At 54.8% G+C, this 25,350-nt stretch carries 26 protein-coding genes; 11 read left to right on the top strand and 15 right to left on the bottom strand.

Going from position 1 to position 25,350, the window contains the following annotated elements:
* The first annotated feature begins 100 nt into the window (after positions 1-100).
* Both cmoA and cmoB read left to right on the top strand, forming a co-directional pair.
* Complete coding sequence (cmoA, locus tag JI62_RS01675) at positions 101-844, top strand: carboxy-S-adenosyl-L-methionine synthase CmoA (RefSeq protein ID WP_088698503.1); 744 nt, start codon at positions 101-103, stop codon at positions 842-844.
* A 2-nt stretch (positions 845-846) separates the two neighbouring features.
* Entirely contained in the window at positions 847-1,857 is a 1,011-nt protein-coding gene (gene cmoB, locus JI62_RS01670; RefSeq protein WP_088698502.1) for a tRNA 5-methoxyuridine(34)/uridine 5-oxyacetic acid(34) synthase CmoB, read from the top strand.
* 19 nt (positions 1,858-1,876) lie between these two features.
* Here the strand turns inward: cmoB and JI62_RS01665 are convergent, their stop codons facing one another.
* From JI62_RS01665 to JI62_RS01650, 4 genes are all read right to left on the bottom strand, one after another.
* The gene (locus JI62_RS01665) at positions 1,877-2,551 is read right to left on the bottom strand and encodes a zinc metallopeptidase (RefSeq protein WP_088698501.1); all 675 of its coding nucleotides are present in this window, start codon (positions 2,549-2,551) and stop codon (positions 1,877-1,879) included.
* Positions 2,552-2,695: 144 nt separating this feature from the next.
* On the bottom strand, positions 2,696-3,814 hold the full coding sequence (locus JI62_RS01660; RefSeq protein WP_088698500.1) for an App1 family protein: 1,119 nt from the start codon (positions 3,812-3,814) through the stop codon (positions 2,696-2,698).
* Complete coding sequence (locus JI62_RS01655; RefSeq protein WP_088698499.1) at positions 3,814-4,377, bottom strand: type 1 glutamine amidotransferase domain-containing protein; 564 nt, start codon at positions 4,375-4,377, stop codon at positions 3,814-3,816. Before JI62_RS01655 ends, JI62_RS01660 begins: the two co-directional genes overlap by 1 nt.
* Positions 4,378-4,486: 109 nt before the next feature.
* Complete coding sequence (locus JI62_RS01650) at positions 4,487-5,401, bottom strand: helix-turn-helix transcriptional regulator (RefSeq protein WP_240513099.1); 915 nt, start codon at positions 5,399-5,401, stop codon at positions 4,487-4,489.
* Between the two features lie 157 nt (positions 5,402-5,558).
* Between JI62_RS01650 and JI62_RS01645 the strand changes: the two genes are divergently transcribed.
* From JI62_RS01645 to JI62_RS01635, 3 genes are read left to right on the top strand one after another with little or no spacing between them, the layout of a single operon-like run.
* Positions 5,559-6,263 (top strand): ABC transporter permease, encoded by a 705-nt coding sequence (locus tag JI62_RS01645; RefSeq protein ID WP_088698498.1) that lies wholly within the window; start codon positions 5,559-5,561, stop codon positions 6,261-6,263.
* Complete coding sequence (locus JI62_RS01640; protein ID WP_088698497.1) at positions 6,260-6,991, top strand: ATP-binding cassette domain-containing protein; 732 nt, start codon at positions 6,260-6,262, stop codon at positions 6,989-6,991. The genes JI62_RS01645 and JI62_RS01640 overlap by 4 nt, the downstream gene beginning before the upstream one ends.
* A gap of 44 nt (positions 6,992-7,035) precedes the next feature.
* Complete coding sequence (locus tag JI62_RS01635) at positions 7,036-7,845, top strand: substrate-binding domain-containing protein (RefSeq protein WP_088698496.1); 810 nt, start codon at positions 7,036-7,038, stop codon at positions 7,843-7,845.
* 81 nt (positions 7,846-7,926) lie between these two features.
* Here the strand turns inward: JI62_RS01635 and JI62_RS01630 are convergent, their stop codons facing one another.
* The 7 genes from JI62_RS01630 to JI62_RS01600 form a co-directional block, all read right to left on the bottom strand.
* A complete protein-coding gene (locus tag JI62_RS01630) occupies positions 7,927-8,889 on the bottom strand; it encodes an Rpn family recombination-promoting nuclease/putative transposase (protein ID WP_088698495.1) in 963 nt (320 codons plus the stop codon).
* A 71-nt stretch (positions 8,890-8,960) separates the two neighbouring features.
* Complete coding sequence (cysN, locus tag JI62_RS01625) at positions 8,961-10,412, bottom strand: sulfate adenylyltransferase subunit CysN (protein ID WP_088698494.1); 1,452 nt, start codon at positions 10,410-10,412, stop codon at positions 8,961-8,963.
* Between the two features lies 1 nt (position 10,413).
* The gene (cysD, locus tag JI62_RS01620; protein ID WP_088698493.1) at positions 10,414-11,406 is read right to left on the bottom strand and encodes a sulfate adenylyltransferase subunit CysD; all 993 of its coding nucleotides are present in this window, start codon (positions 11,404-11,406) and stop codon (positions 10,414-10,416) included.
* 161 nt (positions 11,407-11,567) lie between these two features.
* Positions 11,568-12,332, bottom strand: coding sequence for a phosphodiesterase (locus tag JI62_RS01615; RefSeq protein ID WP_088698492.1), 765 nt, complete (start codon positions 12,330-12,332; stop codon positions 11,568-11,570).
* On the bottom strand, positions 12,332-12,778 hold the full coding sequence (locus JI62_RS01610; protein ID WP_088698491.1) for a DUF1249 domain-containing protein: 447 nt from the start codon (positions 12,776-12,778) through the stop codon (positions 12,332-12,334). Before JI62_RS01610 ends, JI62_RS01615 begins: the two co-directional genes overlap by 1 nt.
* Before the next feature lie 2 nt (positions 12,779-12,780).
* Positions 12,781-13,515, bottom strand: coding sequence for an NUDIX domain-containing protein (locus JI62_RS01605; RefSeq protein ID WP_088698490.1), 735 nt, complete (start codon positions 13,513-13,515; stop codon positions 12,781-12,783).
* Between the two features lie 72 nt (positions 13,516-13,587).
* Positions 13,588-14,247: a hypothetical protein gene (locus JI62_RS01600; RefSeq protein WP_088698489.1), complete on the bottom strand. Its 660-nt coding sequence runs from the start codon at positions 14,245-14,247 to the stop codon at positions 13,588-13,590.
* Between the two features lie 183 nt (positions 14,248-14,430).
* Between JI62_RS01600 and greB the strand changes: the two genes are divergently transcribed.
* Positions 14,431-14,961: a transcription elongation factor GreB gene (gene greB, locus JI62_RS01595; protein WP_088698488.1), complete on the top strand. Its 531-nt coding sequence runs from the start codon at positions 14,431-14,433 to the stop codon at positions 14,959-14,961.
* An 11-nt stretch (positions 14,962-14,972) separates the two neighbouring features.
* Here greB and JI62_RS01590 read toward each other — a convergent pair whose 3' ends face one another.
* The 4 genes from JI62_RS01590 to JI62_RS01575 form a co-directional block, all read right to left on the bottom strand.
* Positions 14,973-15,701 carry an SIMPL domain-containing protein gene (locus JI62_RS01590; protein ID WP_088698487.1) on the bottom strand — a complete coding sequence of 243 codons (729 nt, stop codon included), beginning with the start codon at positions 15,699-15,701 and terminating at the stop codon, positions 14,973-14,975.
* A gap of 120 nt (positions 15,702-15,821) precedes the next feature.
* Entirely contained in the window at positions 15,822-16,826 is a 1,005-nt protein-coding gene (locus JI62_RS01585; protein ID WP_088698486.1) for a methyltransferase, read from the bottom strand.
* Positions 16,823-17,662: a methyltransferase domain-containing protein gene (locus tag JI62_RS01580; protein ID WP_088698485.1), complete on the bottom strand. Its 840-nt coding sequence runs from the start codon at positions 17,660-17,662 to the stop codon at positions 16,823-16,825. The genes JI62_RS01585 and JI62_RS01580 overlap by 4 nt, the downstream gene beginning before the upstream one ends.
* A gap of 35 nt (positions 17,663-17,697) precedes the next feature.
* The gene (locus JI62_RS01575) at positions 17,698-19,215 is read right to left on the bottom strand and encodes an amidase (RefSeq protein WP_088698484.1); all 1,518 of its coding nucleotides are present in this window, start codon (positions 19,213-19,215) and stop codon (positions 17,698-17,700) included.
* 362 nt (positions 19,216-19,577) lie between these two features.
* Here JI62_RS01575 and JI62_RS01570 point away from each other — a divergent pair, with 362 nt between their 5' ends.
* From JI62_RS01570 to JI62_RS01550, 5 genes are all read left to right on the top strand, one after another.
* Positions 19,578-21,308 (top strand): HD domain-containing phosphohydrolase, encoded by a 1,731-nt coding sequence (locus JI62_RS01570; protein WP_088698483.1) that lies wholly within the window; start codon positions 19,578-19,580, stop codon positions 21,306-21,308.
* Positions 21,309-21,408: 100 nt separating this feature from the next.
* On the top strand, positions 21,409-22,425 hold the full coding sequence (locus JI62_RS01565; RefSeq protein ID WP_088698482.1) for a LacI family DNA-binding transcriptional regulator: 1,017 nt from the start codon (positions 21,409-21,411) through the stop codon (positions 22,423-22,425).
* Between the two features lie 86 nt (positions 22,426-22,511).
* Positions 22,512-23,495 (top strand): sugar kinase, encoded by a 984-nt coding sequence (locus tag JI62_RS01560; RefSeq protein WP_088698481.1) that lies wholly within the window; start codon positions 22,512-22,514, stop codon positions 23,493-23,495.
* A gap of 62 nt (positions 23,496-23,557) precedes the next feature.
* Entirely contained in the window at positions 23,558-24,532 is a 975-nt protein-coding gene (locus JI62_RS01555; RefSeq protein ID WP_088698480.1) for a 2-hydroxyacid dehydrogenase, read from the top strand.
* Entirely contained in the window at positions 24,529-25,206 is a 678-nt protein-coding gene (locus JI62_RS01550) for an HAD family hydrolase (protein ID WP_240513098.1), read from the top strand. The genes JI62_RS01555 and JI62_RS01550 overlap by 4 nt, the downstream gene beginning before the upstream one ends.
* Positions 25,207-25,350 lie beyond the last annotated feature (144 nt).

Raw genomic sequence — 25,350 nt, 5'->3', positions numbered from 1 at the left:
TAAACAGGGCTGTTCTAGGCGAGTCTGTGCTAGCCAGGCCTGTTCTAGTCAATTAAGGGCGCGTAAACTAGCACGCCTTTTCCATGATCCCGGCTTGCCCATGAGTGATGCATCTTACCGTGACGCTATCTTTTCGACACCCCTTGACCGAGTTGCACGGTTCTCGTTCGACGAAAAGGTGGTCGCCTGTTTCCCTGATATGATCCGCCGATCGGTACCCGGCTATGGGCAAATTCTCGGCATGTTGAGCTTAATTGCCCAGCGACACCTGCGCCATGGCGCCCATGTCTATGATCTGGGCTGTTCGCTGGGCGCTTCCGGCCTTGCACTGGCAGGCGCGCTGGCGCCTGACGCCTTTCGCTACACAGGGGTCGACCTCTCTCCCGCCATGACCTCTAAAGCACGGCAAACCTTTGCTGACGAGTGCCCAGCGTACGCCATGCAGGTGGAAGAAGCCGACATTCGTACCCTGGAGTATGCGCCTTCGGGCATGATCATTCTCAATTTTACGCTGCAATTTCTACCTGCAGCAGACCGTGATGCGCTATTAACCCGGCTGTATGCAGCGCTGGAACCCGGCGGCGTGCTGATTCTCTCTGAGAAAACCGTCGACGCCGACGAGCGGGACAACGCCTGGCGGGTAGAGCGCTACCACGACTTTAAGCGCGCCAACGGCTACAGCGATCTGGAAATCAGCCAAAAGCGCACGGCACTAGAGAACGTGCTGGTACCGGACACGCTTGACGCACTGCATGGGCGCCTGAAGCAGGCAGGCTTCCCACGCTCGATGACCTGGTTCCAGTACCTCAACTTTGCCTCGCTCATTGCGTTTAAGGAGGGTTAAAGGTGGCGCCGCTATCCGACGATCATCGCGCAATTTATCAGGCGTTTTTAGATCAAGCCACGCTGGATGCCTCGCTAACACCCTGGCTAGCGAAGCTGCCCGAGCAGTTAGCTCACGGGCTTGACCGTAACCGCCATGGCGATTTATCCGCCTGGGAAAAAGCCGTCGCTAAACTGCCCTCGCTCCCTTCCGAACGGCATGTAGACTTGAACAGCGACATCGTCAGCGTTGATCTGGCACTTAGCGATAGCCAGCAGCGCCAGTGCTTTAACCTACTGAGAAAGCTCGCCCCGTGGCGTAAAGGCCCTTTTCAACTGGGTGGCATTCATATTGATACCGAGTGGCGTTCGGACTGGAAATGGCAAAGAGTGGCGCCACACCTTGCACCGCTAAAATATCGCAAAGTGCTCGATGTCGGCGGTGGCAGCGGCTACCACGCTTGGCGGATGGCAGGTGCTGGCGCGGCCTTTGTGTTGGTGATCGACCCTTCGCCGCGTTTCTACTGGCAGTTTCAGGCGGTACGCCACTTCGTCGGCGATGCCGATGACGGTAGAACGCAGTTCTTGCCAGTAGGCATCGAAGATGTGCCCGAGAACCTGGGCTTTTTCGATACGGTATTTTCCATGGGCGTGCTCTACCATCGCCCTGCCCCCCTTGAGCATCTTCAGCAGCTAAAAGCGGTGCTCACACCGGGTGGCGAACTGGTGCTGGAGACCCTGGTGGTCGAAGGCGACGAGCAGACCGTGTTTGTGCCCGGCGAACGTTATGCCGCCATGCCCAACGTCTACTTCCTGCCCTCTTCCAAAGCGCTATGCCACTGGCTGGAACGCTGTGGTTTTACCAATGTGCGTGTTGTGGACGAAGCCGTTACTACGTTAGAAGAGCAGCGATCGACGGAGTGGATGACTTACCAATCTTTGGCGGATTTTCTTGACCCGAACGATCGCAGCCGCACAATCGAAGGTTACCCTGCGCCCAGAAGGGCGGTGATTTTGGCGAATAAATCGGGGTAGGCGCTGCACGCTTTCAAACTCACCGTCGCAAAATCACCAGCCAGCGCCCCAGGTTCATAACACTGGCGAGCGAGGCGGCTACGTAGGTAAAGGCGCAAGCGGTGAGTACGTGGCGGGCGCCGGGCATATCGTAAGGCGGCACGTACTCTTTAAGCAGCGGCAGTGCGCGGTTAAAACTGGCATCGAACTCGACCGGCAGGGTCACTAGATGCACCAATGCGGCAGTGCCAAAGCTAATGACGGCGATGGCTATCACTATCGCCAAACCACCCGGCAAACGCGTTAGTAGAAATAGAAAAGGCGCGGCCATCATCAGTATAGCGCCGAGTTTTTCGGCTTTTTGCGCCACGCCCACTAACCGGCTACGCGCCAGCAGCGGCGCATAACCCTGATAGTGCTGAATAGCGTGGCCTACCTCGTGGGCAGCGACGGTGACGGCGGTTAGCGAACGACCGTCGTAATTATCCGGGGAGAGCCGCACGCAGCGGGTTTCCGGGTCGTAGTGGTCACCGAACTCGGTGCGCTCGACACTCGCGCCCTCAATACCCAGTCGGCGCAGCAAATGATCGGCAAGCTCTGCCCCAGTGCCAGGATAATCGTCACGACCACGAGTATGGCGTTTGAGCACCCACTTGGCCCATGCATTGGGAAGCACAAAAACAACCAGTGCGAAAATGATCAGCAGAACAACCATGGCAGTCTCTATTCATCAACAACCGCCGTTAGACAACCGACGGTCAACAGGTTTTTCTCAGCCTAGCGCTTATCAGATGAGTGCTTATCAGCTTAGCTTTTACCATGGGGACTGGCTCGGCAACAGCGTTGTGTGAGGGTGGGGTTATGCAGACGTGTTGCGATGCTCCTCCACGTCGCGCTTGACCGCCGCTAAGCCGTGGGCAGAGATATCGCCCTGGGCGTGGGCATGCTCGGCAATCAGAACGCTATCGGCGGCTAACACCAGCTCACACTGGGTACCCACCAACTCATCCCGCAACCGCTGGATAGCCTGCTCACGCTTGGGGTTTTTATCCACCCGGCGGATATAGATGGCTTTTATCCGGTCAGGGTAGGCTTTCACGATCTCGAAATAGACTTCTGGATCGTGTTGACCGCTGTCGCCGATCAGAATGCAGGGCATCTCGCTGTAGAGGGTCAACATGCGGTCGATCAGATCACGCTTGTGCTCTTCGGCACGCCGCGGCCATGGGCGGCGCAACGAGATGCCCCACTCGCGTAAAAAAATAATCGGCCCAACGGGAATGCGGTTGATCTGAAAAAAGGTTTCGAGCATTTCATAAATGGCCCAAGGCCCCCGGGAGACATACAGAATGGGCCGTTCGGCGCGCTCACTCACGCCACGATGCAGTGCTTGATAGAGCGAGGCCACTCCAGGGAAAGCGGTGCGGCGGTGGGGTTTTTTGACAAATAGGCGATAAAGCATTTTGAGCTTTTCCGCCACGCCGGTAAACATCACAGTGTCATCGATATCGCTGATCACCAGCAAATCTGCTTCGGGAGGCGGTACGTATACTTCAACGTGAGTGCGCACTGGGGTTTGATGGGGGCAGTGCACCAAAATATCGGCGCGGTGCCAGGAGACATCAATGGGTAGCGCATGACTGATCGGCAGGTGCACATCGAAATATCCATCGCGATCCGTCCCCACGCAGAGCTGATTGTCGCCTATGTGTATTTCCACCTGCGCATCGGCAAGGCCACGGCGCAAAATTCGCCGCGCTACATCTGCGGTATCGCGCCAAATGCCATGGCGTGGGATCGCCCGGCCAAGCGCCGCCTGGCGAAACACCCTCCCCATGACAAATATTTCCTGCTGGGAACCGTAGCCACGATAGGGATGAACCACCATGCCACCGCGGCCACTCTCTCCTTTAATAGGTTTGGCAATAACGTGGACAAGCCTTTTAACAAAGCTTGCCCACTGGCGCAGTATGCCCATCAAGCGTGTTGACCGGAGTGACGCCCTTCCTGAAGCTCTTCAAGTAACTTGGCATTGAAGGCATCCAAGTCTTTCGGTGTGCGGCTGGTCACTAGCCCACTATCAACAACGACAGGCTCATCCACCCATTCAGCACCAGCATTGAGCAGGTCTTGTGCAACGCTAGGAACGGAGGTCATACGACGTCCTTCCACTACGCCTGCATTTATCAATATCCATGGGGCATGACAAATCGCTGCCACGGGCTTACCTGCTTGGAAAAACGCCTTTACAAAGCTTAATGCCTCGTCGTTGGTGCGCAGCTCATCGGGATTGAATAAGCCACCGGGCAGTACCAACGCGTGGTAGTCAGACTCATTGACATCTGAAAGGGCTTTATCAGCTTCGTAGGTATCACCCCAGTCGGTTTCCGCCCAAGCCTTAATCCCCTTGCCATCGGGAGTGACCACGTGAACCTCAACGCCCTCTTTCTGCAGCGCGGCACGCGGCACGCTCAACTCAGACTCTTCAAAACCAGCGGCGGCTAAAATAGCCACTCGTTTACCATTCAGTGCTTGTTTCATCATGCTCTCCTTTTCGTGATGATTTGCGTCTGTAACGCTCCACTAGTGTGGCGCATATAGTAACAGCGTCAAGCTACCCTGCTAATGAATCGAGGCTATCGGCCCTGCGCTAAGCGTTATGTACGATTTTACCTATTTCAGCGAGATGATAACCACCTAACTGTGCTGCACGCTCCGCAAAGCGGGCTTGATGCGCAAACGCCAACAGACGCTGTATAGAAGCCTCGAAATAGCTGCGACGCCGCATGATTAAATCAAACGGCTCCTCGCAAAGGGGAACGAAGTCCAATTGCTGGCGATGGGCAGCGGCTTCAACCCCCAGCCCAACATCGGCCTCGCCCTGACCAATGCTGAGCGCCAAATCATCCTCGTTTAAGGAGGCGTGTGGGGCCCAGTTCAGCGCCGTGCTCTCTATCCCTGCTTGGCTTAGCAAACAGCTCAGCAGCCTTGCTGCCCCAGCATCTGGCTGACGATGAGCCACACGGACGCCGGTTCGTTTTAAATCACTCAGCCTGGCGATCTTCAGCGGATTGCCAGCTGGCAGAAGCAGCCCCTGGCGACGCTTGGCCCAGCGCACTATCAATAGATCACGCATGCCGCTTAAGCCGAGTGCATCGGGTTCGTTGTAGCGTTGGGTGGAAGCATCGAGCAGATGAATACCCGCTAACATCGCCTTGCCGTCAAGCAATCGCCGTACGCCGTCGCCACTGCCTTGGCAGAGCATCGCCAGATCAGAGCCACTTTCCCGAATAGCCCACTCCAACAGCGGATCCTGACTACCAGCCACCACGAGCGGCACTGTTAAGCGCTGCGCCTGATCACCTTCCAAGTGATTTAACACCCATAGGTCTATTTGTTGGCGGGGAAACAGCAGCTTTCCCGTTATCCGGCTGCACGGAATCTGACCTTGGCGCACCAGGTCATACACTTTGCGCTCTTTTAAGCGCAGGTAGTCAGCGACTTCTGCGGTAGTCAAATAAGCATGTCGTTCAAACATCGCGATGGAAACCTCATTGCGTGGCACACCGCTGCCCCTTGTTTAAGACTGCATAAAACTGCACCCATTTCAGGTCTGGGTGCATTTAGTCCCTTAACGGTACATCATGCCACTTATTGCGCAATTGTTTTTACACGCCAATTCTCAAACAACAGCTCCCAAACAACAATGATGCCGACGTTCAATGCTGACCAGTGACAACGCTTTTAGCACCGCCCTCGCCCTGATCCTGGGTATGGATAGTGCGCTCATCTCCATTGTAACGCTCTCGCTGCAGGTATCGCTGATGGCGGTAGTGATCGCCAGCCTGATAGCCCTGCCCTTAGGCGCCGCCCTGGCGCTATGGCGCTTTCCTGGACGTAACGTCGTGATTGTCGCCCTGAATGCTCTAATGGGCTTACCGCCCGTCGTGGCTGGTCTTTGTGTCTACCTGTTGCTTTCGCGCGCAGGCCCCCTGGGCGAGTGGGGGCTGCTGTTTACCCCCACGGCGATGGTGATCGCTCAGGTGATTCTGGTAATGCCCATTATCGCCGCCCTTACCCGCCAGCAGGTCGAGGCGCTCCACGGCGAGTATGCCGAACAATTGAACTCATTGGGACTGACGCGCCTGCGTATGATCCCCACCCTGCTATGGGATGCGCGCTTTGGGCTATTAACGGTGATCCTGGCAGGCTTCGGCCGGGCCAGCGCAGAAGTGGGCGCGGTAATGATTGTGGGCGGCAATATTGATGGTGTCACCCGGGTGATGACCACCAGCATTGTGCTGGAAACCAGCAAGGGCAATCTGCCCATGGCGCTAGGTTTGGGGATCATCCTGCTCGCCCTGGTCACCATGATTAACGCGATCGCCCATATCATTGGTGAAACGGCAAAAAGGCGGCTGGGATGAACGCACGTCATATGCCCCCCGTCGCTCCCCTTGAACTCGATAGCGTGGGCTTCATCCATCGCGGCCATACGCTGCTCAAACCTACCTCACTACGCTTGGTTGGCTGCCAGCGAACGCTAATAATGGGGCCGAATGGCGCAGGCAAAAGCCTACTAATGCGCTTGGCCCATGGCCTATTAACGCCTACCAGCGGATCAGTCCGCTGGCAAGGTGAGCAGCCCGCGCAAGCGATGGTTTTTCAGCGCCCGGTGCTGCTACGCCGCTCAGCGCTGGATAATCTCACCTATGTGCTGGCCATCAACAAAGCAGCACGTCCAGAGCTGACTACATTACCCCGAAAAGCCCAGGCGATGAGTGCCCTTGAGAAGTTTGGCTTAGCACACCTAGCCAAACGGCCTGCGCGGGTGCTTTCCGGCGGCGAGCAACAGCGTTTGGCGTTGGCGCGGGCCTGGCTGCTCAACCCCCAAGTACTGTTTTTAGATGAACCCACCTCGGCACTCGACCCTGCGGCCATCAAGGCCGTCGAAGATGCGGTACAGGAGTTTCATCACAGCGGTACTCGTATCGTCATGACCACCCATGATTTGCACCAAGCACGCCGTCTAGCCGATGACATTGTGTTTATGCATAACGGGGAACTGCTCGAACACACTTCGGCCCACGCTTTTTTAACCGCCCCCACCTCGCGTGAAGCGGGGGCATTTATTCGGGGCGAACTGGTTTGGTAGCCCTGAATTGGCCGTGAAATAAACTATCAACAAGGAGTACGAACATGAATAAGACTACCGCGCTTATCACTGCAGGAACACTGGGACTTACATTCAGCGCAACACTCATGGCAGCCGATGACTACATTACGCTGGCGTCGACCACATCGACCGAAAACTCAGGTTTGTTTGACGCTATCATCCCCGCATTCAGCGAAGAAACCGGGATTGATGTGCGCGTGGTCGCTGTAGGCACCGGTCAAGCGTTCGAAATTGGCCGCCGTGGCGATGCGGATAGCCTGCTGGTTCACGACACCGCCGGTGAAGAGCAGTTTGTGGCCGATGGTTACGCCACCGAACGACTCAATGTGATGTACAACGATTTCGTCATTGTTGGCCCCAGCGATGATCCAGCGGGCATCCGCGATAGCGAAACCGTTGTCGATGCCATGCAGCGCATTGCCGAGAGCGAGTCCCCCTTCGCCTCACGCGGGGACGATAGCGGCACAAACCGCGCGGAATTGCGCTTGTGGGAAGATGCCGGGGTTACGCCACAGGGTGAGTGGTACCGCGAACTGGGTAGCGGTATGGGCCCCACACTGAATACCGCCGCGGGCATGGATGCCTATACGTTTACCGACCGCGCCACTTGGGTCGCCTTTGACAACCCACAAGACCTTACCTTGCTGTTTGAGGGCGATGAAGCGCTATTCAATCAGTATGGCAGCCTATTGCTTTCGGCAGAGCGTCATCCGCACTTGAAGCACGACCTCGCCGCCCAGTGGCACGAGTGGCTGGTTTCTGAACAGGGCCAGCAAGCGATTGCGGATTTTGAGGTAGATGATCAGCAGCTATTTTTCCCTAATGCTGAGTGATATTTGCGCCCCTTAAACACAGCGGCACGCCTGGGAGGCGTGCCGCTGTGTTTGGCATAATTGCATTTTTATAACGCAACCTTAGCCTTTAAACAGTTCATCGAGGGAGCTGGCGGTCAGCATCTGGGTTCCCCACTCACCGAGTTGTTCGTCGGTTGCCGTTGCGAGTTTTGTGTCCACCCATGACGGCAAATCACCAAACTTGAACGCCAGTTGCATGCGAAGTAGCCCCGCGAAACCCTCTAGGCGCCCTTCTAGACGCTCTTTCTTTACTAGGTTCTCTAAGTTCTCTGCCAACATATCCTTATCCTCCACCAAACTGTTGAGCTGCCCCAGATTGACCTCAGCCCCAAGCCGTTGCAAGTGACGCTTGATCCAGCGGGTAACGATCCGGTCAATGCGCTCCTTGTTAGGATCTGCTTGAATGATAGCCACAATGCGATCTACCGCCTGTTGCAAGGCCTCCCAGCTTTCACCCGCATTCTCAACACTAAACACCCCACTGAGCGGCGTCCTTACTAGCCCTAACTGTTCATCAGTATAGCGCCCTTCATCAACTAGATAGTAGCGTAGTCGAGGCTGGTAAACCTGGAGAAAACCCGGCGGTTCTGGCGTTATCATGTCATAGATATCGGGTGGCGTTGTCCAGGACTTCGAGCCGTTATAGAGCACAATGGGCAAAATCGGTGGTAAGCCTTGACTAAATGTGGTGGCTTTTTGTTTAAGCAGATGATCGTAGAAGCAAGCAACGTAATGCATCAAACGAATCGGTATGGAGCGATCCACTGTGGACTGGAACTCCAGCAGAATATAAAGAAATACTTCCTGCGTCACACCTTCCCAAGTGACACTGACCGACCACACCACATCCTCGAACTTTTCCTCAAACAGCGGCGTAATGTAATTGCCGCTGTGGTTCTTCAACGTGGAGAAATCCATTAAGGCGGCAAGCTCGTCAGGCGCAAAGCCCTCAATCAGTTGCTGAACAAACTCCGGGTAGCTGAATAACTCTTTGTAGCCGGTATCGTGATGATTGATGCTCACGGATGCCTCTAATTAGCTGCATTAGGCCGTGAGGGGGCCTGGAGCGCCCCCTTAGCATATCACAACGATTTTTAGCCTAACTGATTGCCCAGCAATCCACTGATATCTTTCGCTTCCCAGTGAGGGAAATGCTTACGCACCAGGGCGTTCAAGTCACGCTCAAAGGCGGCCCAATCTGTGGTGTTTGAAGCATTGCCTGGGGCGCTTGCCGTGCCGCGGATCATACCAGCGCCTACGGTCACGTTGGTCAACCGGTCAATGATGATAAAGCTGCCGGTTCCAGGGCTGGTGCGGTAATCATCCACCGGAATAGCAGCGGTCAGCTCCACGTCACAGCGGGCAATCGCATTTAGCCCAAGCGAGTGAGTCGCATGCTTCTCCAAGGTATTGACGTCGATCTGGTAATCAATCGCGCTGACTTGGCCGGAAAGATCGCGGGTCGCCAGCTTGAAATCGTAGAGCTTACCCGTCGTTAACGCCTCTTCCTGCATCCAGACAATATCGGCTTTAAAGGTGTTGGAGAGCGGCAGCTCGCTATCTGCTGCCACCAGCCAGTCGCCACGGGAGATATCGATCTCATCTTCCAGGGTTACCGTGATGGCCTGACCGGGATAAGCGGCCGCAAGGTCGCCATCAAAAGTAACTACCCGTGCAACCCGGGATGTTTTACCCGAAGGCAGTGCTTTAACGGCTTGACCAGGGCGTAGTACACCCGCGGCCAAAGTGCCGCAGTAACCGCGAAAATCAAGGTTCGGGCGGTTCACGTACTGCACCGGTAAGCGCAAATCGCTGAGGTTTTGATCGCGGGTGATTTCGACACTCTCTAATAGCTCGATCAGCGTTTTCCCTTGGTAACCGTCGCTAAAATACCAGGGCGTCTGTTCGCTACGATTGACCACGTTGTCGCCATTCAGGGCCGACATCGGCACAAAGCGAATATCCGGCGCCTGCAGGTTAGTGGCAAAAGCGCGGTACTCATCGACGATCTCGTTAAAACGCTGCTCGGAGAAGTCCACCAGATCCATCTTATTAACCGCAATCACCAGGTGCTGAATACCCAGCAGGTCGGCAATAAAGCTATGACGGCGGGTCTGGGTTTGCACACCGTAGCGGGCATCGATCAAAATAATCGCCAGTCTGGCCGTTGAAGCACCAGTGGCCATGTTGCGGGTGTACTGCTCGTGCCCTGGCGTATCGGCGATAATAAACTTGCGCTTATCGGTGGAGAAAAAGCGGTACGCCACATCGATGGTAATGCCCTGCTCGCGCTCCGATTGCAGACCATCCACCAGCAGCGCCAAATCAACGGTATCGCCGGTGGTGCCGCTGGTTTTAGAGGCCTGGGTGATCGCTGCCAGTTGGTCTTCAAAGATCATTTTCGAGTCGTGAAGCAGGCGGCCAATCAGCGTCGATTTGCCGTCGTCGACGCTGCCGCAGGTAATAAAGCGCAGCAGATCTTTGTTTTCGTGCTCGTGCAGGTACTGTTCGATATTGTCGGCAATTAAATTGGATTGGTGAGACATATTAAAAGTACCCCTCGCGCTTTTTCTTCTCCATTGAGCCCACTTGGTCGCGGTCAATGGCACGGCCACTGCGCTCACTGGTTCGGGTCAGCAGCATCTCTTGAATAATTTCCGGCAGCGTCGCCGCTTCAGACTCCACCGCACCGGTCAACGGATAGCAGCCCAGTGTCCTAAATCGCACTGACTTCATTTCCGGCACTTCGCCGGGCGCCAGCGGCAGTCGGTCATCATCGACCATAATTTGCATACCGTCGCGCTCGACGATCGGCCGCTTCGCCGAGTAGTAGAGGGGCACGATGGGAATCGACTCTAAATAGATGTACTGCCAAATATCCAGCTCGGTCCAGTTGGAGAGCGGAAACACGCGGATTGATTCACCTTTATTGACCTTGGCGTTATATACGTTCCAAAGCTCAGGGCGCTGATTCTTGGGATCCCAGCGGTGATACTTATCGCGGAACGAATAGACGCGCTCTTTGGCCCGGGACGCCTCTTCATCCCGACGCGCACCACCAAAAGCGGCATCAAACCCATACTTATCCAGCGCCTGCTTGAGCGCTTGGGTTTTCATGATATCGGTGTACTTGGCGCTGCCGTGATCAAAAGGGTTGATATTGGCGGCCCGCCCCTCTTCGTTGGTATGCACGATCAGCTCCATACCCGCCTCTTCAGCCATGCGGTTGCGGAACTCGATCATCTCGCGGAACTTCCAGGTGGTGTCCACGTGCATCAACGGAAACGGCGGTGTACCAGGATAAAAAGCCTTCCGCGCCAAATGCAGCATGACCGATGAGTCCTTGCCGATGGAGTACATCATCACCGGGTTGGCGAACTCGGCGGCGACTTCACGGATAATGTGGATAGACTCGGCTTCTAACTGTTTGAGGTGGGTCAAGCGCGCGGCATCAGGGGTATTGAAAGCCTCCTGCTGTGGCGCGGCAGAGCGTGTCGCTGAAGACCGCTCCTTTGAAGAAATAGTAGACAATTGGGTCATGGCCCCTTACCTCACAAGAACAAGCTCGTCACTTAAGCTAAAGAATATTGTATGTTCGAATGGAGGTAGGGTAACGCCGAGTTGATAATAACCCAAAAGAATTAATAACTATCTTTTTATTCCCAAATCACCTATAGAAGATTAATAGTGCGATAAGGCTATTAATCGATGCGCTCAATCCAGCTCTGCCACTCGCTTCCCAAGGCATCGCTCCACCCCAAATCAATTACCCGATAGCCAGGGCGGGAAGCTTCATCAATAGCGAACTGCTCAGCGCCGGGCAGGAACTGATCCGCCATCGCCGGGCAGCCATAAACATCAACAGTCACCTCACCTTTGCTTTTACCTACGCCTACAACATGATGCTCGGCATAAGCTTGGTGCGTATGACCAAACAGGATGATGTTGACCTGCGGGTATCGGCTTAGCAGCTGCCAAAATGCATCGCGATCCTGTAGGCCAATAGCATCCATCCACACCGCGCCCACATCTACCGGCGGGTGGTGCATGGCAATCAGGGTGGGCCTGTCATCCTCCTCTAACTGCTCAGCCAGCTTGGCTAGCCGCTCGCTGCCCAGTTCCCCAAAAGGCTTGCCCGCTACCTGGGTATTGAGCAGCAGAATGCGCCACGACCCCAAGTCCACTTGATCGACCATCGGCCGTTCGGCCGCCATGAACGCAGGCTGATCGTGATTACCCGGCAGCCAGTACCAAGCGCAAGGCAACTGCTCCAGCGCCTGTACTGCCAAGGCGTAGGAAGCGGCTGACTCATCCTGGCTAATATCACCGGTAAACAGCACGATATCGGGCTTCTCGGCGACGACTGCGCTCAATACCTGTTGAAACTGTCGCCAGGGAATTCCCGCTCGGGAACGCGCTTCGATATCGGCGTAGAGATGAGCGTCGGTAATTTGCACCACACGCATTAGGGTATCTCCGGCACATCGATGGTATGACCATGAGCAAGCCCATGAGCCAGCCATTCACCTAAGAAGCGGTTGAGCTGCAGCTTCTCATCCGGCTGATGCATTCGGGCATTGGGGTAGCGGTAGCGGCCATTAAAGTGGCGTTCGCGCTGAAAATCGGTGACTTCCGCCATGCGCACATCGTGATAGAGATGCACACGCATGCGCGGCCCCTCCAACACTGTATCAAGCGGGCCGGTCTGAGAAACATCCACCATGGTGGTGTAAGGCGCCTGCTCTTGAATATAGAGATGCAGATCACCGAAATAGTGTTTATCACCGCGCAGGGCGATATCACGACGCTGGCCGGCCTCCATATCGCCCACCAGGCGCACCAAACGCAGATAGTTGGCGCTGCACTCCCCTTGGAGCGATTTTAAATCGGTGACATAGGCCGTTCTCGCCATGTTCACTCCTTGTCTGTTTCGCTTTTCGTCGTTTCACTTTTCGGCAACGCTCGCTGAGAAGCGGCACGTAGTGAGGCTCGTTGGCTATTCAGCCAATGTAGACCAATTAACGACATGGCGTTGTCGAGCCGCCCCTGTGTTAAGAGTTCCCAGGCGTTGGCAAACGGCATAACGTGAACACGAATATCCTCATGCTCCTCATCCAAGCCATGAACTCCCCCTAACCCATAGGTATCTACCAAACCACAAAATAGTGTCACTTGCTCGTTGCAGGCGCCCGGACTTGGGTAATAAGTGTGAAGTTTGGTCAGCTCAGTTACTTTGCAACCCGCCTCTTCCCACGCCTCCCGACGCGCCACATCCTCCAGCGATTCACCTTTTTCTGCCAAACCGGCTACGAGTTCGAGTTTCCAGGGAGAGGCGGCGTCATCAATGGCGCCGGCACGAAACTGCTCAATAAGTACCAGCGCATCACGCTCAGGGTCGTAGAGCAGTACCCCCACCGCATCAAAGCGATTGTGCACTTCGCGACGCATGGGTTCGCTCCAGCCGCCTTCAAACAGCCGATGGCGAAGCTCCAAGGCTTCCAGGCGGAAGAACCCCTGGTGGAGCGTTTCCCGTTTCAGCAGCTCAACATCATCGCGCTTGAAGTCAGGAACACTAAGCGCCGTGTTTTTAAAAGGGGAGTTCTGAAAAGGGGTATTCTGAACAGATTCGTTCTTGGAGTTGGACGCCATAAGGCACTCCCAGTGGTGATAATCGCGCTATTATCAATGCTTGCCACCGGGAATGCCAATTCAGCGGAGGGATTACAGCTGATTAAGTAGCGCCTCGGCATCACGACGTAGCGCTTCATCGGAGACTTGCCGGTTGTCACGGGCAGTACCGTTAACCGCACGCTGGGCGTGCTCGCGAGCGGCCTGCTCGTTGCCCTCTTCTTTCAGGAAGGCGGCATAGTAGTAATTCACATCAATACCGTCTGGGCGGATTTCCAGGGCACGCTGGAACATGCGCTCAGCGGTATCACTATTGCCAAAACCGAGTGGTCGCCCCGGTGCGCGGTCATATAGAGCACCGAGCGTCACATAGGCAGAGCCATTCAACCCTTGGGGGTCAAGTTCAATCGCCTTTTCTAAAGCATCACGCGCATCGCCTGCGATGCCTAACGCGCCTAAACCGCCACGCTCCCGGGCATAAGAAGCCAGAATAATCCCCTGCCAGACAAGTACGTCAGCTTCATCACTGTGCTGCTCGGCCAACTGCTCCGCCTCACCTGCCAACGCCTTTAACGTGCGCTCCCGCTCGTTGGCGGGGAGTTCCGTCACGGTATGCTCCCATCTGTTTTTAAGCGAGAAGAGCTCACCTTCAAACGCAGAAGCGGTAAGCGGTGACAACATCAACGCGCTGCCAATGACGGCGGCGATGAATGAGCGTGGTAAAGCGTTAATTGAAAAAGAGAGACTGCGCATAGTTACTCCTAAATTATTGTTGTCCTGCTGAAACCGTTCATGAGACCTACCCATAGCGGGCCTCTCGCTCAATATAGCAAAAAATGTAACGAACGTTTGAATGATTTACCACTAGCATGCTGCTTGGTTGCTTCGCGCAATTAACGTAAGGTAGATAGCTCGAAACATAAGGGGAATAGGTAAATGAAAGGCCGCAACATGACCCGCTGGCGTGATCCAGCCAAAGATCCGCGTCAAGCCCCTAAGAGCAATCTGATTACCCCAGAAGGGGCGGCTCGCTTGCGCGCTATTTTGGATCACCTGTCGCGGGTCAAACGTCCGGCTATTTCTGCCAAGGTCGGCGAAGCAGCAGCCCAGGGCGACCGCAGTGAAAACGCCGACTACACCTATAACAAAAAAGAGCTGAACCGCGTTATCGCCCGCATCACTTACCTGACAAAACGTTTGGATGAATTGCAAATCGTTGATCGCCTTCCCGCCGACACCAGTAAAGTTTTCTTCGGCGCCTATGTCAGCCTTGAGGATGAAAATGGCGGTGAGGTGCACCTCAGAATCGTTGGCCACGACGAAATCGACACCAAAAAGCGCTGGATCAGTATCGATGCCCCCATGGCCAAAGCACTGCTCGGCAAACAGGTGGGTGATGAAGCAAAAGTGCTCACGCCTAACGGTGATACGTTTTATACCATTACCAACATTGATTACACCGCCTAGCCCTGGAAGAGCTAATCTTGTAAGGCGTAGTCCACGGTGGTGACAACACGAACACGTTTGGTTTGCGGCGTGTAGCTGTCCAAATCCTCGATGGAAAAGTAGCCCTGGGTCGCCTGACGAATCTGGCCCACCTGGCTACCGGAATCTTCAGCAAACTGCTGGGCTGCGTTACGCGCATCTGCCGTGGCCGCCGCAATCATTTCAGGTTTGATCGCGTCAAGCCCGGTAAAGAGAAACTCCGTGCGGTATTCGTAGCTGGGCGAGAGCAGTACCCCCTCTCGCACCAGAGAGGTCGCATTGGGAATCGCCTCGATGACACCCTCAACATCCGGGGAGCGCAGCAGCAGCGTCGCTTCCGCGCGGTAGCGCTCATCCGGGCGCTGGCCACCGTACTGATTGCTAAACTGGTCGGTAATCCGCGGCGGAGTGGAACTAACATGCTCCGAGGCAAACCCTTGCGCCTCCAGGAAATTGCGAATTGCCTGCTCGTCGTTGGTTAACTGCTGCTCAAGGTCGCTCAAGCTATTGGCGCTGACGCTGTAGTTGAACGGCCACAGCACCAAATCCGCTGGCACTTCTCGCTCGGCTAAGCCGCGTACCGTGACGCTTCGTGACGACTGCTGCCACACTTCCGCAGCGCCTTTGATATAGCTACCGCTCCATACCAACCCCAGCGCCAGCAGCCCACCCAGCAGAACAGCGCTGCCCAATACCACCGTATTTCGAGTACTTCCCGCCATCTCCGTCACTCCCGCTCACTACCGTTAAATTAACGACTACTTATTTGCATCATAGTCCTTAAAGGTACGGTCGTCGGCAGCTGATTGTGGCAAGTTTGAGTAAATATCTATGCGTTAGCTCTAACGCCCCGACTTAATCGCACCGTAAACCTTGAAGCGGCGGTTATCCGCCAGGGTCTGGAAATCCTGAAACGCGCGCTGCAAGTGGTCTGGATAGGGCAAAAAGCCATTGGCTACCAGGATCAACCGCCCTCCCACGTTGAGATGCTCTGGCGCCGCGCTGATCAAACGCTGGCTGGGGCCATAGCTGATGTCGCGCTCTTTATGAAAAGGCGGGTTGCTAACGATCCAGTCAAACTGCTCGCCTTCAAGCGCGCTGAATACATCGCTGCTGAACACCCGTCCCTCTAGTCCATTTGCTGCCAAAGTGCGCTTGCACGCCTCTACCGCAAAGGCACTGACGTCTACAGCGGTCACATGGTGGCCGCGCTGGGCCAGCCAGGCACTAATGATGCCGTCACCACAGCCCATATCCAGCACCTTGAGCGGTTTTTTCGGCAAGCTACTTTCCAAGCTCTCCAACAGTAACAGCGTGCCTTCATCCACTTTGCCGTGGCCAAATACGCCTGGGTGGCTAAGTAATATTAAACCTAACGTCTCAAACGTTTGCCAAGCGCTGTCGCTGGAGGAATCCAATGTAACAGTACGCGTAGCGAATAAAGAGCAGCGCCGCGCGTTGTCGCGTTTATCCCAAGGCATACCCAACTCATCAAGCATCTTAGGAACGCGTTTGATGCCACCTTGGTGTTCACCGACAATTTCAATGGCTGTCCCTTCAGGCAGCTGCTCGCATAACCACTTGAGCCACCATATACCTAACTGGTGCGCCTTCGGCCAAAACAGCACAATCTCTTTGCCAAAGGGCTCGCCCGCGGCTAAGTCAAAAGGCGTTCGGGCCTGCTTGCCTTTCGCCTGCCACTCACGCAGTGCGTCAAAATCGCCACTGACCACCCCCGTCGATTGATCAATCAGCCAGCTATCGACTGGCGGGCCAATGGCCCACAGCGCAGCATAGTTATCTTTTTGACGCTCTAACAGCTGGCACGCTGGGGCTTGGGCACTCATTCAACGATCTCCGGTTTAATTAGGGTATAAAGCAGGTAGCGGCCCAGCCGCCAGTGGGGGTCATAGCGGCAGTACTGTTTCTCCAGTGCCAGCAGCGTTTCCGTTTCTGCGGGCGTGGCGGGAGAGTGACGCAAGTAGTCTTGAAAGACGCGGATACCGGCAACGGCGTCTATCACTAAGCCGTTATCCGCGCTCCACTGCTCAATCTCGGCATGACTAACCGGCGAAATAGGCGTCAGCCGTTGGCGCTTGCCCTTCCCCGCCAAGCGGTCGCTCAACGCCTTCTCAAGATTGCCTTTGACCACATTGGAAAAGCGCAGCGCATCGCGGTTAAACACCATCAAGCTAAGCTGACCACCCGGTGCCAATAAATCACTCAAGGTAGCCAGCGCCGCTTGCGGGTCACCTAACCACTCCAACACGGCATGGCAGGTAATCAGCGGCCATGAGCCTGGGACATGCTGGGTTAACTGTTGCAGCGGCGCCTGCAGGTAAGTGATGGCCTCTTCCGGCAATGTCTTAGCGTCTCGGTGCCAGGTTTTTGCGTAGTTCAGCATATCCGCTGAAGGCTCAGCCATCGTTACCCGGTGCCCACGCTCAGCAAACCATGCCGCTTGCTGGCCCAGACCACCACCGACATCGAGTACTTTCTGGTGGCTCAAAGTGAGCATTTGCGGCAACAGATAGTCCAGCATGGCTAAACGCAGCTCGCCACGCGGCGCTTGATAGAGCGAACGCGAAAACTTATCGGCTAAACCATCAAAATAGCGATCCCCAGCCTGGGTTAATTGATAGCTTTTAAATTCGGCATTGATTAATTTATCGTTGGGGTGCATGCATAAGACCAAGCGTCGCATCAAAGCGGCGTAGTTTACCCTGCTTGGGCGCGAAACGCCTGCTGGGGGGAGAAGTGTTGCCAGGTCTCATTCTGCTCCATGGCAGCAGCAAGCTGAAGCAGCTGTTTATCCTCACCAAGGCGGCCCACCACCTGAACGCCAACCGGCAAACCGTTGGCCGCTACATGCATAGGCACTGACATGGCAGGTTGCCCAGTGAGGTTGGCTAGCTGGGTATACGGCGTTCGGCTGAGGGCGTCTACCGCCAAACGTTTCAGCATACCCGCCTTCAACGCCAGAGATGGCAACCCCGGAATCGCCAACAGGCCCATCATCCGCTCTCGCGCTACTGACGGGTAAAGCTCGCCAATTTTTGGAGCTGAGTCTGCGGCGACTGGCATGATCAGGACGTCATAGCGCTGATGAAACCGACTCATCTGCTCGGCTGCCATATGCCAATAGCGTTTAGCCAATTCGTAATCCCGTGCGGAAAGCTTTGTGCCTAACCGACCAATGGCACGGGTTGAGGGCTCAATATCGAGCTTGTGGACAGGTACCCCGGTTTGCTGACTCACCCAGGTAAGATCCGCGGCCAAATGGCCCAAATAGAGGGTGAGATAACTATCGGCGAGCGCCTCTCCATCAACGGGCGGGTCACACCACTCGACCTCGTGTCCCATCGCTGCCAGCGCCGTAGCCGCCTTCTCAACCGCCAAGCGAACCTCACAGCTTAACGTCGTTCCCAAGCCTCGGCTTAACGGCTCACCCAGCGAGAAGGCAATGCGCAACGGCGGAGACTGAACCGACAACGCGGCCACATAGCCGGTTTCCTTCAGCACCGGATAGGGCCCCGACGCCGCCATACCGTTGGTGTGTTCAAGGAGGGCGGCGCTATCGCGAACGCTACGCGTCACGGCATGCTCAATGACCGCACCTTGCCATACCTCACCATGAGCAGGCGCGAGGGGAACCCGGCCCCGCGAAGGCTTAAAACCAAAGAGCCCACAATAGCTGGCAGGAATACGAATAGAGCCTCCACCATCCCCGGCGAGGGCCATGGGTACGATTCCCCCCGCCACTGCTGACGCGGCCCCACCACTGGAGCCTCCAGGCGAGTACCCAGCCCGCCAAGGGTTTTGGGGGTGCGGATAAGCTTTCGGCTCAGTAATCCCCATCAAACCAAGTTCAGGTGTGGCTGTCTGCCCTACGATGACCAAGCCAGCGGCTCTTGCACGCTGAATCAGTAACGCATCTTCCTTGGGGCACCACAGGGATAGAGATGCGCTTCCAAAGGCCAGTGGCTCACCGGCTAGGCCCATCAACAGATCTTTACTTAAGGTGGGCACTCCGCCGAATAGAGTATCAGTCGGAAGTTTTTGACTCTCTTGTCTGGCACGCTCGTAACGCGTTCTTACCAAAGCATTTAATGAAGGATTAAGCTTCTCAATAGCCGTTAGGGCCGCTTCAAGCACCTCCTCCCGACTGACTTCACGGCAACGGATTAGCTCGGCTAAGCCCATCGCGTCATACTGCTGGTACTCGTCAAGGTGCATGATAGTAGCCTTATATTTTCCTCAACCTAGCAGAGAGCATGCATATCGCTCCCATCATCACTCCAGCATATGCGCTGTCGTACCAACATTTAAGGCGGGTAGTTACCTTATTTGCTCGAAACTGGCTTTCAATGTCACCCTGGCTGGTGTCATTGCAATCCACTACAAAACAAAAAACTATCAAAAAACGATTACTGATAAAAAAATCTATTGATATAGGTTTGCAAATGCTTTCGGAATACTAGCTAATCAACTAGAAGGTTATTAGCAGGTATCTCATTAATATTTCCGACGGGGGCTGATCAAAAAAGACAACCAAAGTCACCTAGCTTTACAAAAACAATACAAAGGGTGGAATTTGCATGCTTATCGATACGACTATTCACAATACTACCAGCCAAATAATGAAATCGTTGTTCGATAAAGACCACACCATTACGATTTTTTCTAAGGAAGCTGCGCAATCCATAGCGGCGACAGCTATTAAAGTTGAGCCCGATAATAGAAAAATCACGTTAGAGATAAAGTACGCGGGTCTTTCGCTCTCTCCTTACCTAAATAACGACACCATATCGTTTGATATAGAAGCTTCACGGCATGGGTATGATGCTGAAGAAATTTATAATATCGAGCACGTTCCTGCTCATATTATTCAAATAGACCCCGACACTTACCACCTAACGTGCCAACTCCCCCACTCGATCTTTTCCTCCGATAACCGTGGTGCGTTAAGAGTCCCTTTTGTCCTTGGCATGCAGGCTCGCGTTTACCTGGAAGTGTTTGCCCATGAACTTAATATAGAAGGTAAAGTGCGCAACCTTTCAGTGGGCGGCTGTATGGTGGATGTGCGCCTCGAAGATAGCATTGCGCTGTCTGTCGATCAGATACTTCCAGGCGTAACGCTAAAATTTCCAAATGGAGAGGCATTTAATACTCAAGGGCGCATACGTCATATGCGCCCTTTTGGCAATCATGGCCATGCCGCCGTTGGTATAGAGTTCATCGATATGAGTCCCACCTCCACGGAAACGCTATTCCATTACGTTGCTGAAGCTGAATTCGAGGCCGCTTTACGCTCGGGCACTCAACATAACGCGCGGGCAAGATCAAAACTGTTTATAGCCGATGCGAAAGAGAAAAAAATGCAGCGTCAAGAAGAGCATGACCAGGTAGTCAGTACGCAACATACCCCCTTACTGAGAGGCGTCCTCGAAATAGCCCAGCAGCTCCAAATCATGTTGATGTTTATGAAAAATAAACATTTATTTCCAGCAGAAATTTTATATGAGTGTGCGGATAGCATCCTGTACATGGTCAACCATGACCGCAAAGCCCTACAGTATGCCCTGACGTATTTGCACGATGAGCCGGAGTGGGTACGCCACGCCATTCAAGTGGGCAGCCAACTCGCCATGATGCTGATTAGCCGCGATCCCTACGCCTACAAAACGCGGGAAGCAGTAGCGGGCGCTTTACTTCATACCATGGGCAAACCACTGCTCATTAGTGAACAGTTGCCCTCGCTGAAAATCCACATGTCGCCGTCACACGCAGAGATACTCAAGCAGCATGTAGATGCCCTTAGCAAAAAACTGTCGGCTCTTGACTGGACACCCAGCCCAAAGTGCAGCGACATTATCCTCAATGCAAACGAACGGCTCGATGGCAGTGGCTACCCCAAGGGAATTCAAGCCGAGGCGTTGTCAGAAATTGTTCGTTTAATGAGTGTTATCAAAATAATCAACAAACTGACCCATGAACGCAATGGACAGCACCCACAACAACCCCTGGATGCTTACCGGTGGGTCAACAGCCGCCCTGAAACGTATGAAAAGTCATTGTTGGTTGAGTATATCCAACATTTTGGCCTTTACCCTATTGGTAGCCTGGCTAGGTTTTCAAACGGTTTTCTAGCCTGGATTGTGGATGTAGATGCAAAGGGCATGCCTTGCAAAGTAGACGTTGTTAAAAATTTGGCTTTTAAGGACACTTCCATCGATACAGTGCTGTTTAGTAACGATTTTAACCAGATAGGTCGACTAGAAGGCACGGTTAATCCAAGCGATTACAATGTGAGCATGAAAAAAGCATAGCGAGGCTTAACCGTGCTCAACGACAACTATTCTCAAAAGTCGTTGCTAAGCCATATAGGATTGCTCAAAATGGAACCGATACCATTACCTTAAGTGGTTTATGTCTTCGATCTCCCGCCGTTCCACCATTATTGAAGTAGCCCGCCTCGCGGGTGCCTCTAAAACCAGCGTATCGCGCTATTTTGGCGAAGAGCGAGACCGGCTCTCGCCCTCTCTTCAGGCGCGAATCGCGCATGCGGCAGGTACCCTTGGCTACCAGCCGAATCAAATGGCACGCGGGCTAAAAGGGGGCCGCTCTAAATTGATCGGCATGTTGGTTGCCGATATTCGCAACCCATTTTCCGTAGCCATCACCCATGGTGTCGAGCAAGCGTGCCGCCAATACGGCTACTCGCTGGTGGTGTGTAATACCGACAATGACCCGAAACAGGAGCACCAGCACCTAGACCTCCTTGGTGCGTACCAAGTCGAAGGGCTGGTGGTGAATGCCTCCGGCAGCCCCGAACGTCAGTTGCACACCTTTATCAGCCAGGGAACCCCTATCGTGCTGCTAGATCGGGAAGTCGACCATGTGGCGGCGGAAGTGGTCGGGCTCGATAATCACCTGGCGATTGATATGGCGCTCGAACACTTAGCCGATCAAGGCTACCAGGCCGTGCTGTATGTCAGCGAAGCTCCCGAGCAGTCAAGCACCCGACAAAAACGCTTGGCCCGCTTTTGCCACGCTGCCAAGCAGCACGGGCTGGCATACGCAACCTCACTGCTTGCTAATTCAGATAGCGCTGCAACGCTTCAAGCGCTAAGCAGCTTTTTAGCCACCCACCAACCATCAGCTTGTGCCGTCTTATGTGGTAACGGCAATGCCACATTAATAGTGACCCGCCTGTTTCAGCAATTGGGCTTACCACTTGGCGAGGTAGGCTTGATGGGGATTGATGAACTCGATTGGTGCGCCTTGGTTCCTCCGGGTATTACCACGCTTGCTCAACCTACCGACACCATTGGCAAAACGGCTGTTCAATGCTTGATGCATCGCATTGCGCCCCACGCATCTTCAATGCCAACAGAGCTGAGTTTTTCACCTACCCTGATTGAACGGGGTTCTACTCACCCATAATTTTCCAAGGTGGTACTAAAAAAGGGTCACAAAAATGGTATCGTTCCCATTGAATGAAAATAAACAACTCAAAGAGATAATTGACCATGCCTCACACACTCCCTAACCCGCCAAAAGTTCTTACCTTTGGCGAAGCCATGGCCATGTTTGTCGCTGATACGCCGGGCGATTTATCCGGTATCGAGCATTTCCACCGTCGCCTGGCCGGTGCCGATAACAATGTCGCCATCGGCCTCTCAAGGCTGGGTTTTCACGTCGGCTGGTTAAGCCGAGTGGGAACCGATAGCTTTGGGGAGTTTATCCAGGCGGCTTTAACGGCGGAAGGTATCGATGACCGCTATATTCAGGCCGACTCACAGCACCCCACGGGGCTGCTCTTTAAAGAGCGTGCCCAGAACGGCGCCGACCCGCGAGTCGAATATTTCAGACGTGGCAGTGCCGCCAGCCATCTCACTATTGACGATGCCCGAAGTGTCGACTTTCAGGCGCTGAACCACCTTCACGCGACGGGCATTACCCCGGCGTTATCTGAGAGCGCCTGCCAGCTGAGCCATCACTTGATGGAACAGGCCCGCGCCCAGGGCGCTACTATTTCATTCGACCCCAATTTACGGCCGTCACTTTGGCCCAGCGAAAGCGTTATGCGCTCGACCCTCAATGAACTCGCCGGCCGCGCCGATTGGGTGTTGCCTGGGCTTTCCGAGGGTCAGCTTCTCACTGGGCAGAAGACGCCTTATGACATAGCAGGCTACTATCTGGATCAAGGTGCTTCAGCGGTGATTATCAAACTAGGCCCGGAAGGCAGCTATTATCGTGGCAACCTGGACGGCCAAGAGGAGAACTTTACCGTACCTGGCTGCCGGGTAGCGGAGGTGGTGGATACCGTAGGCGCAGGCGATGGTTTTGCCGTTGGTGTCATCAGTGCGCTGCTGGACGGAGGCACGGCTCGCCAGGCAGCCCAGCGCGGCAACTTAATTGGCGCCCAGGCTATCCAGGTAGTGGGAGATATGGAAGGCTTGCCTAACCGAGCGCAACTCCAAGCGCTTGAAGCGGAGCTGCCTAACGTCTAATGCACCAAGTCGTATTCTGATACACAGGTTCTCAAAAGCAGGTTTTCACTAAGGAGATAACAATGAAAAAACGCCTCGTGGTTCAAGGACGGCTCAGCGATGCTCAGTTGGCTGAGCTTCGCGATCTGTTTGAAGTGGCTGTACTGCCGAAAACCACCGCCCTTGATGCCCCTGAAAACCGCGCTCTATTAGCGGAGGCACACGGCATTATTGGCTCCGGCCTGGCGATTACCCCCCAGTTGCTGGACGCAGCGCCAAACCTGAACGTCATTGCCACCATCTCGGTTGGCTACGACAACATCCCGGTTGATGAACTGACCAAGCGCGGCATTATGCTGTGCAATACGCCGGATGTGCTGACCGAAACCACCGCCGATACCGGTTTTGCACTCATTATGACCACCGCACGACGAGTGGTTGAATTAGCCGAGTGGGTCAAAGCAGATAAGTGGCAGGCGAGTATTGGCCCGGCGCTGTTTGGCAGCGATATACATGGCAAAACCCTGGGCATGGTGGGGTTTGGACGCATTGGCCAAGCCGTTGCCAGGCGCGGCGCCCTAGGGTTTGGCATGCGGGTGCTCTACTCCAACGCTTCACCCAAGCCCGATTTAGAGAGTGAACTTGGCGCGCAGCGCCGCGAACTCAACGCGCTGTTGGCCGAGGCCGATTTTGTCTGTGTCACGGTGCCGCTAACTGCCGAGACCGAACACCTGATCGGCACCCAGGAGTTCGCGCAAATGAAGCCTTCGGGTATTTTTATCAATATCGCCCGCGGCAAAGTGGTCGATGAGCGCGCCTTAATACACGCACTGGAGAACGGCGTTATTCACGCGGCCGGGCTGGATGTCTTTGAGCAGGAGCCACTGCCTGCCTCATCACCGCTGCCAAGGATGGCCAATGTGGTCGCCCTGCCCCATATCGGCTCTGCCACCCATGAAACCCGTGACGCCATGGCCCAACGGGCGGTGGACAATATCCGCTTGGCGCTTCAGGGTGAACGCCCTATCAGCTTAGTCAACAAGGAAGTCTATCCATGAATTCTGCGATGAATACGACCACACCTCTCTGCCTACTATTTGACTGCGATGGTACCCTGGTGGATAGCGAAATACTGCTTGCCGAGGTGATGGGCGAGATTCTGCCCGAATTCGGTTTACCTTTCTCAGCACGGCAATATATGGATGAGTTTCGCGGGGTACGTTTTCAGACCATCGTGCAAACTCTAGAAAGTCGTTTTCAGGCCTTGGAAGAAGGCAAGTTTCCCCAGCTTGAGGCAGGTATGCGGGCGCGCATGGAAGCCCGTATGCGCGCTGAGCTAGTGTCCATCCCTGGCATGACCGCCGCACTGGAAGAATTAAGCAGCCACCCCAAAGCCGTGGTATCCAATGGTCCCGAACGCAAAATTCGCTGCGCCCTGGAAAGCACTGAGCTAGGCCACCATTTTGCCGACAGGCTCTTCAGCGCCTATACCCTCAACGTCTGGAAACCCGACCCCGAGCTGTATCGCAAGGCGGCTGCCGCCATGGGTTACGCACCACAAGCGTGTGTCGTAATCGATGATGCAGCGGTGGGTGTGGAAGCTGGGCTAGCGGCGGGCATGCATGTCATTCACCTCAACCACTTCCCCAACGAGGAAGTAACACCTAAGGGCGCGATTGGTATCCACCATGCCAGCGAGCTTCCCGCCGCCATTGCGCGCCTAAACCTCTGATCACGGTTGCTTGATTAACTGATCAACTGCCGCCAATCAACTCTCCAACGCCCGCTCTCGACAGGCATGTTTTCCATGCCTGCCGACGATCCCTCCCTGTGCGCTTATAACCCCCTCTCTCTCTGTACCGAAAATACGCATCGC

It is taken from the genome of Halomonas campaniensis (assembly GCF_002211105.1).
Lineage (GTDB): Bacteria > Pseudomonadota > Gammaproteobacteria > Pseudomonadales > Halomonadaceae > Vreelandella > Vreelandella campaniensis_A.
This window is presented reverse-complemented; position numbering and strand designations above follow the sequence as displayed.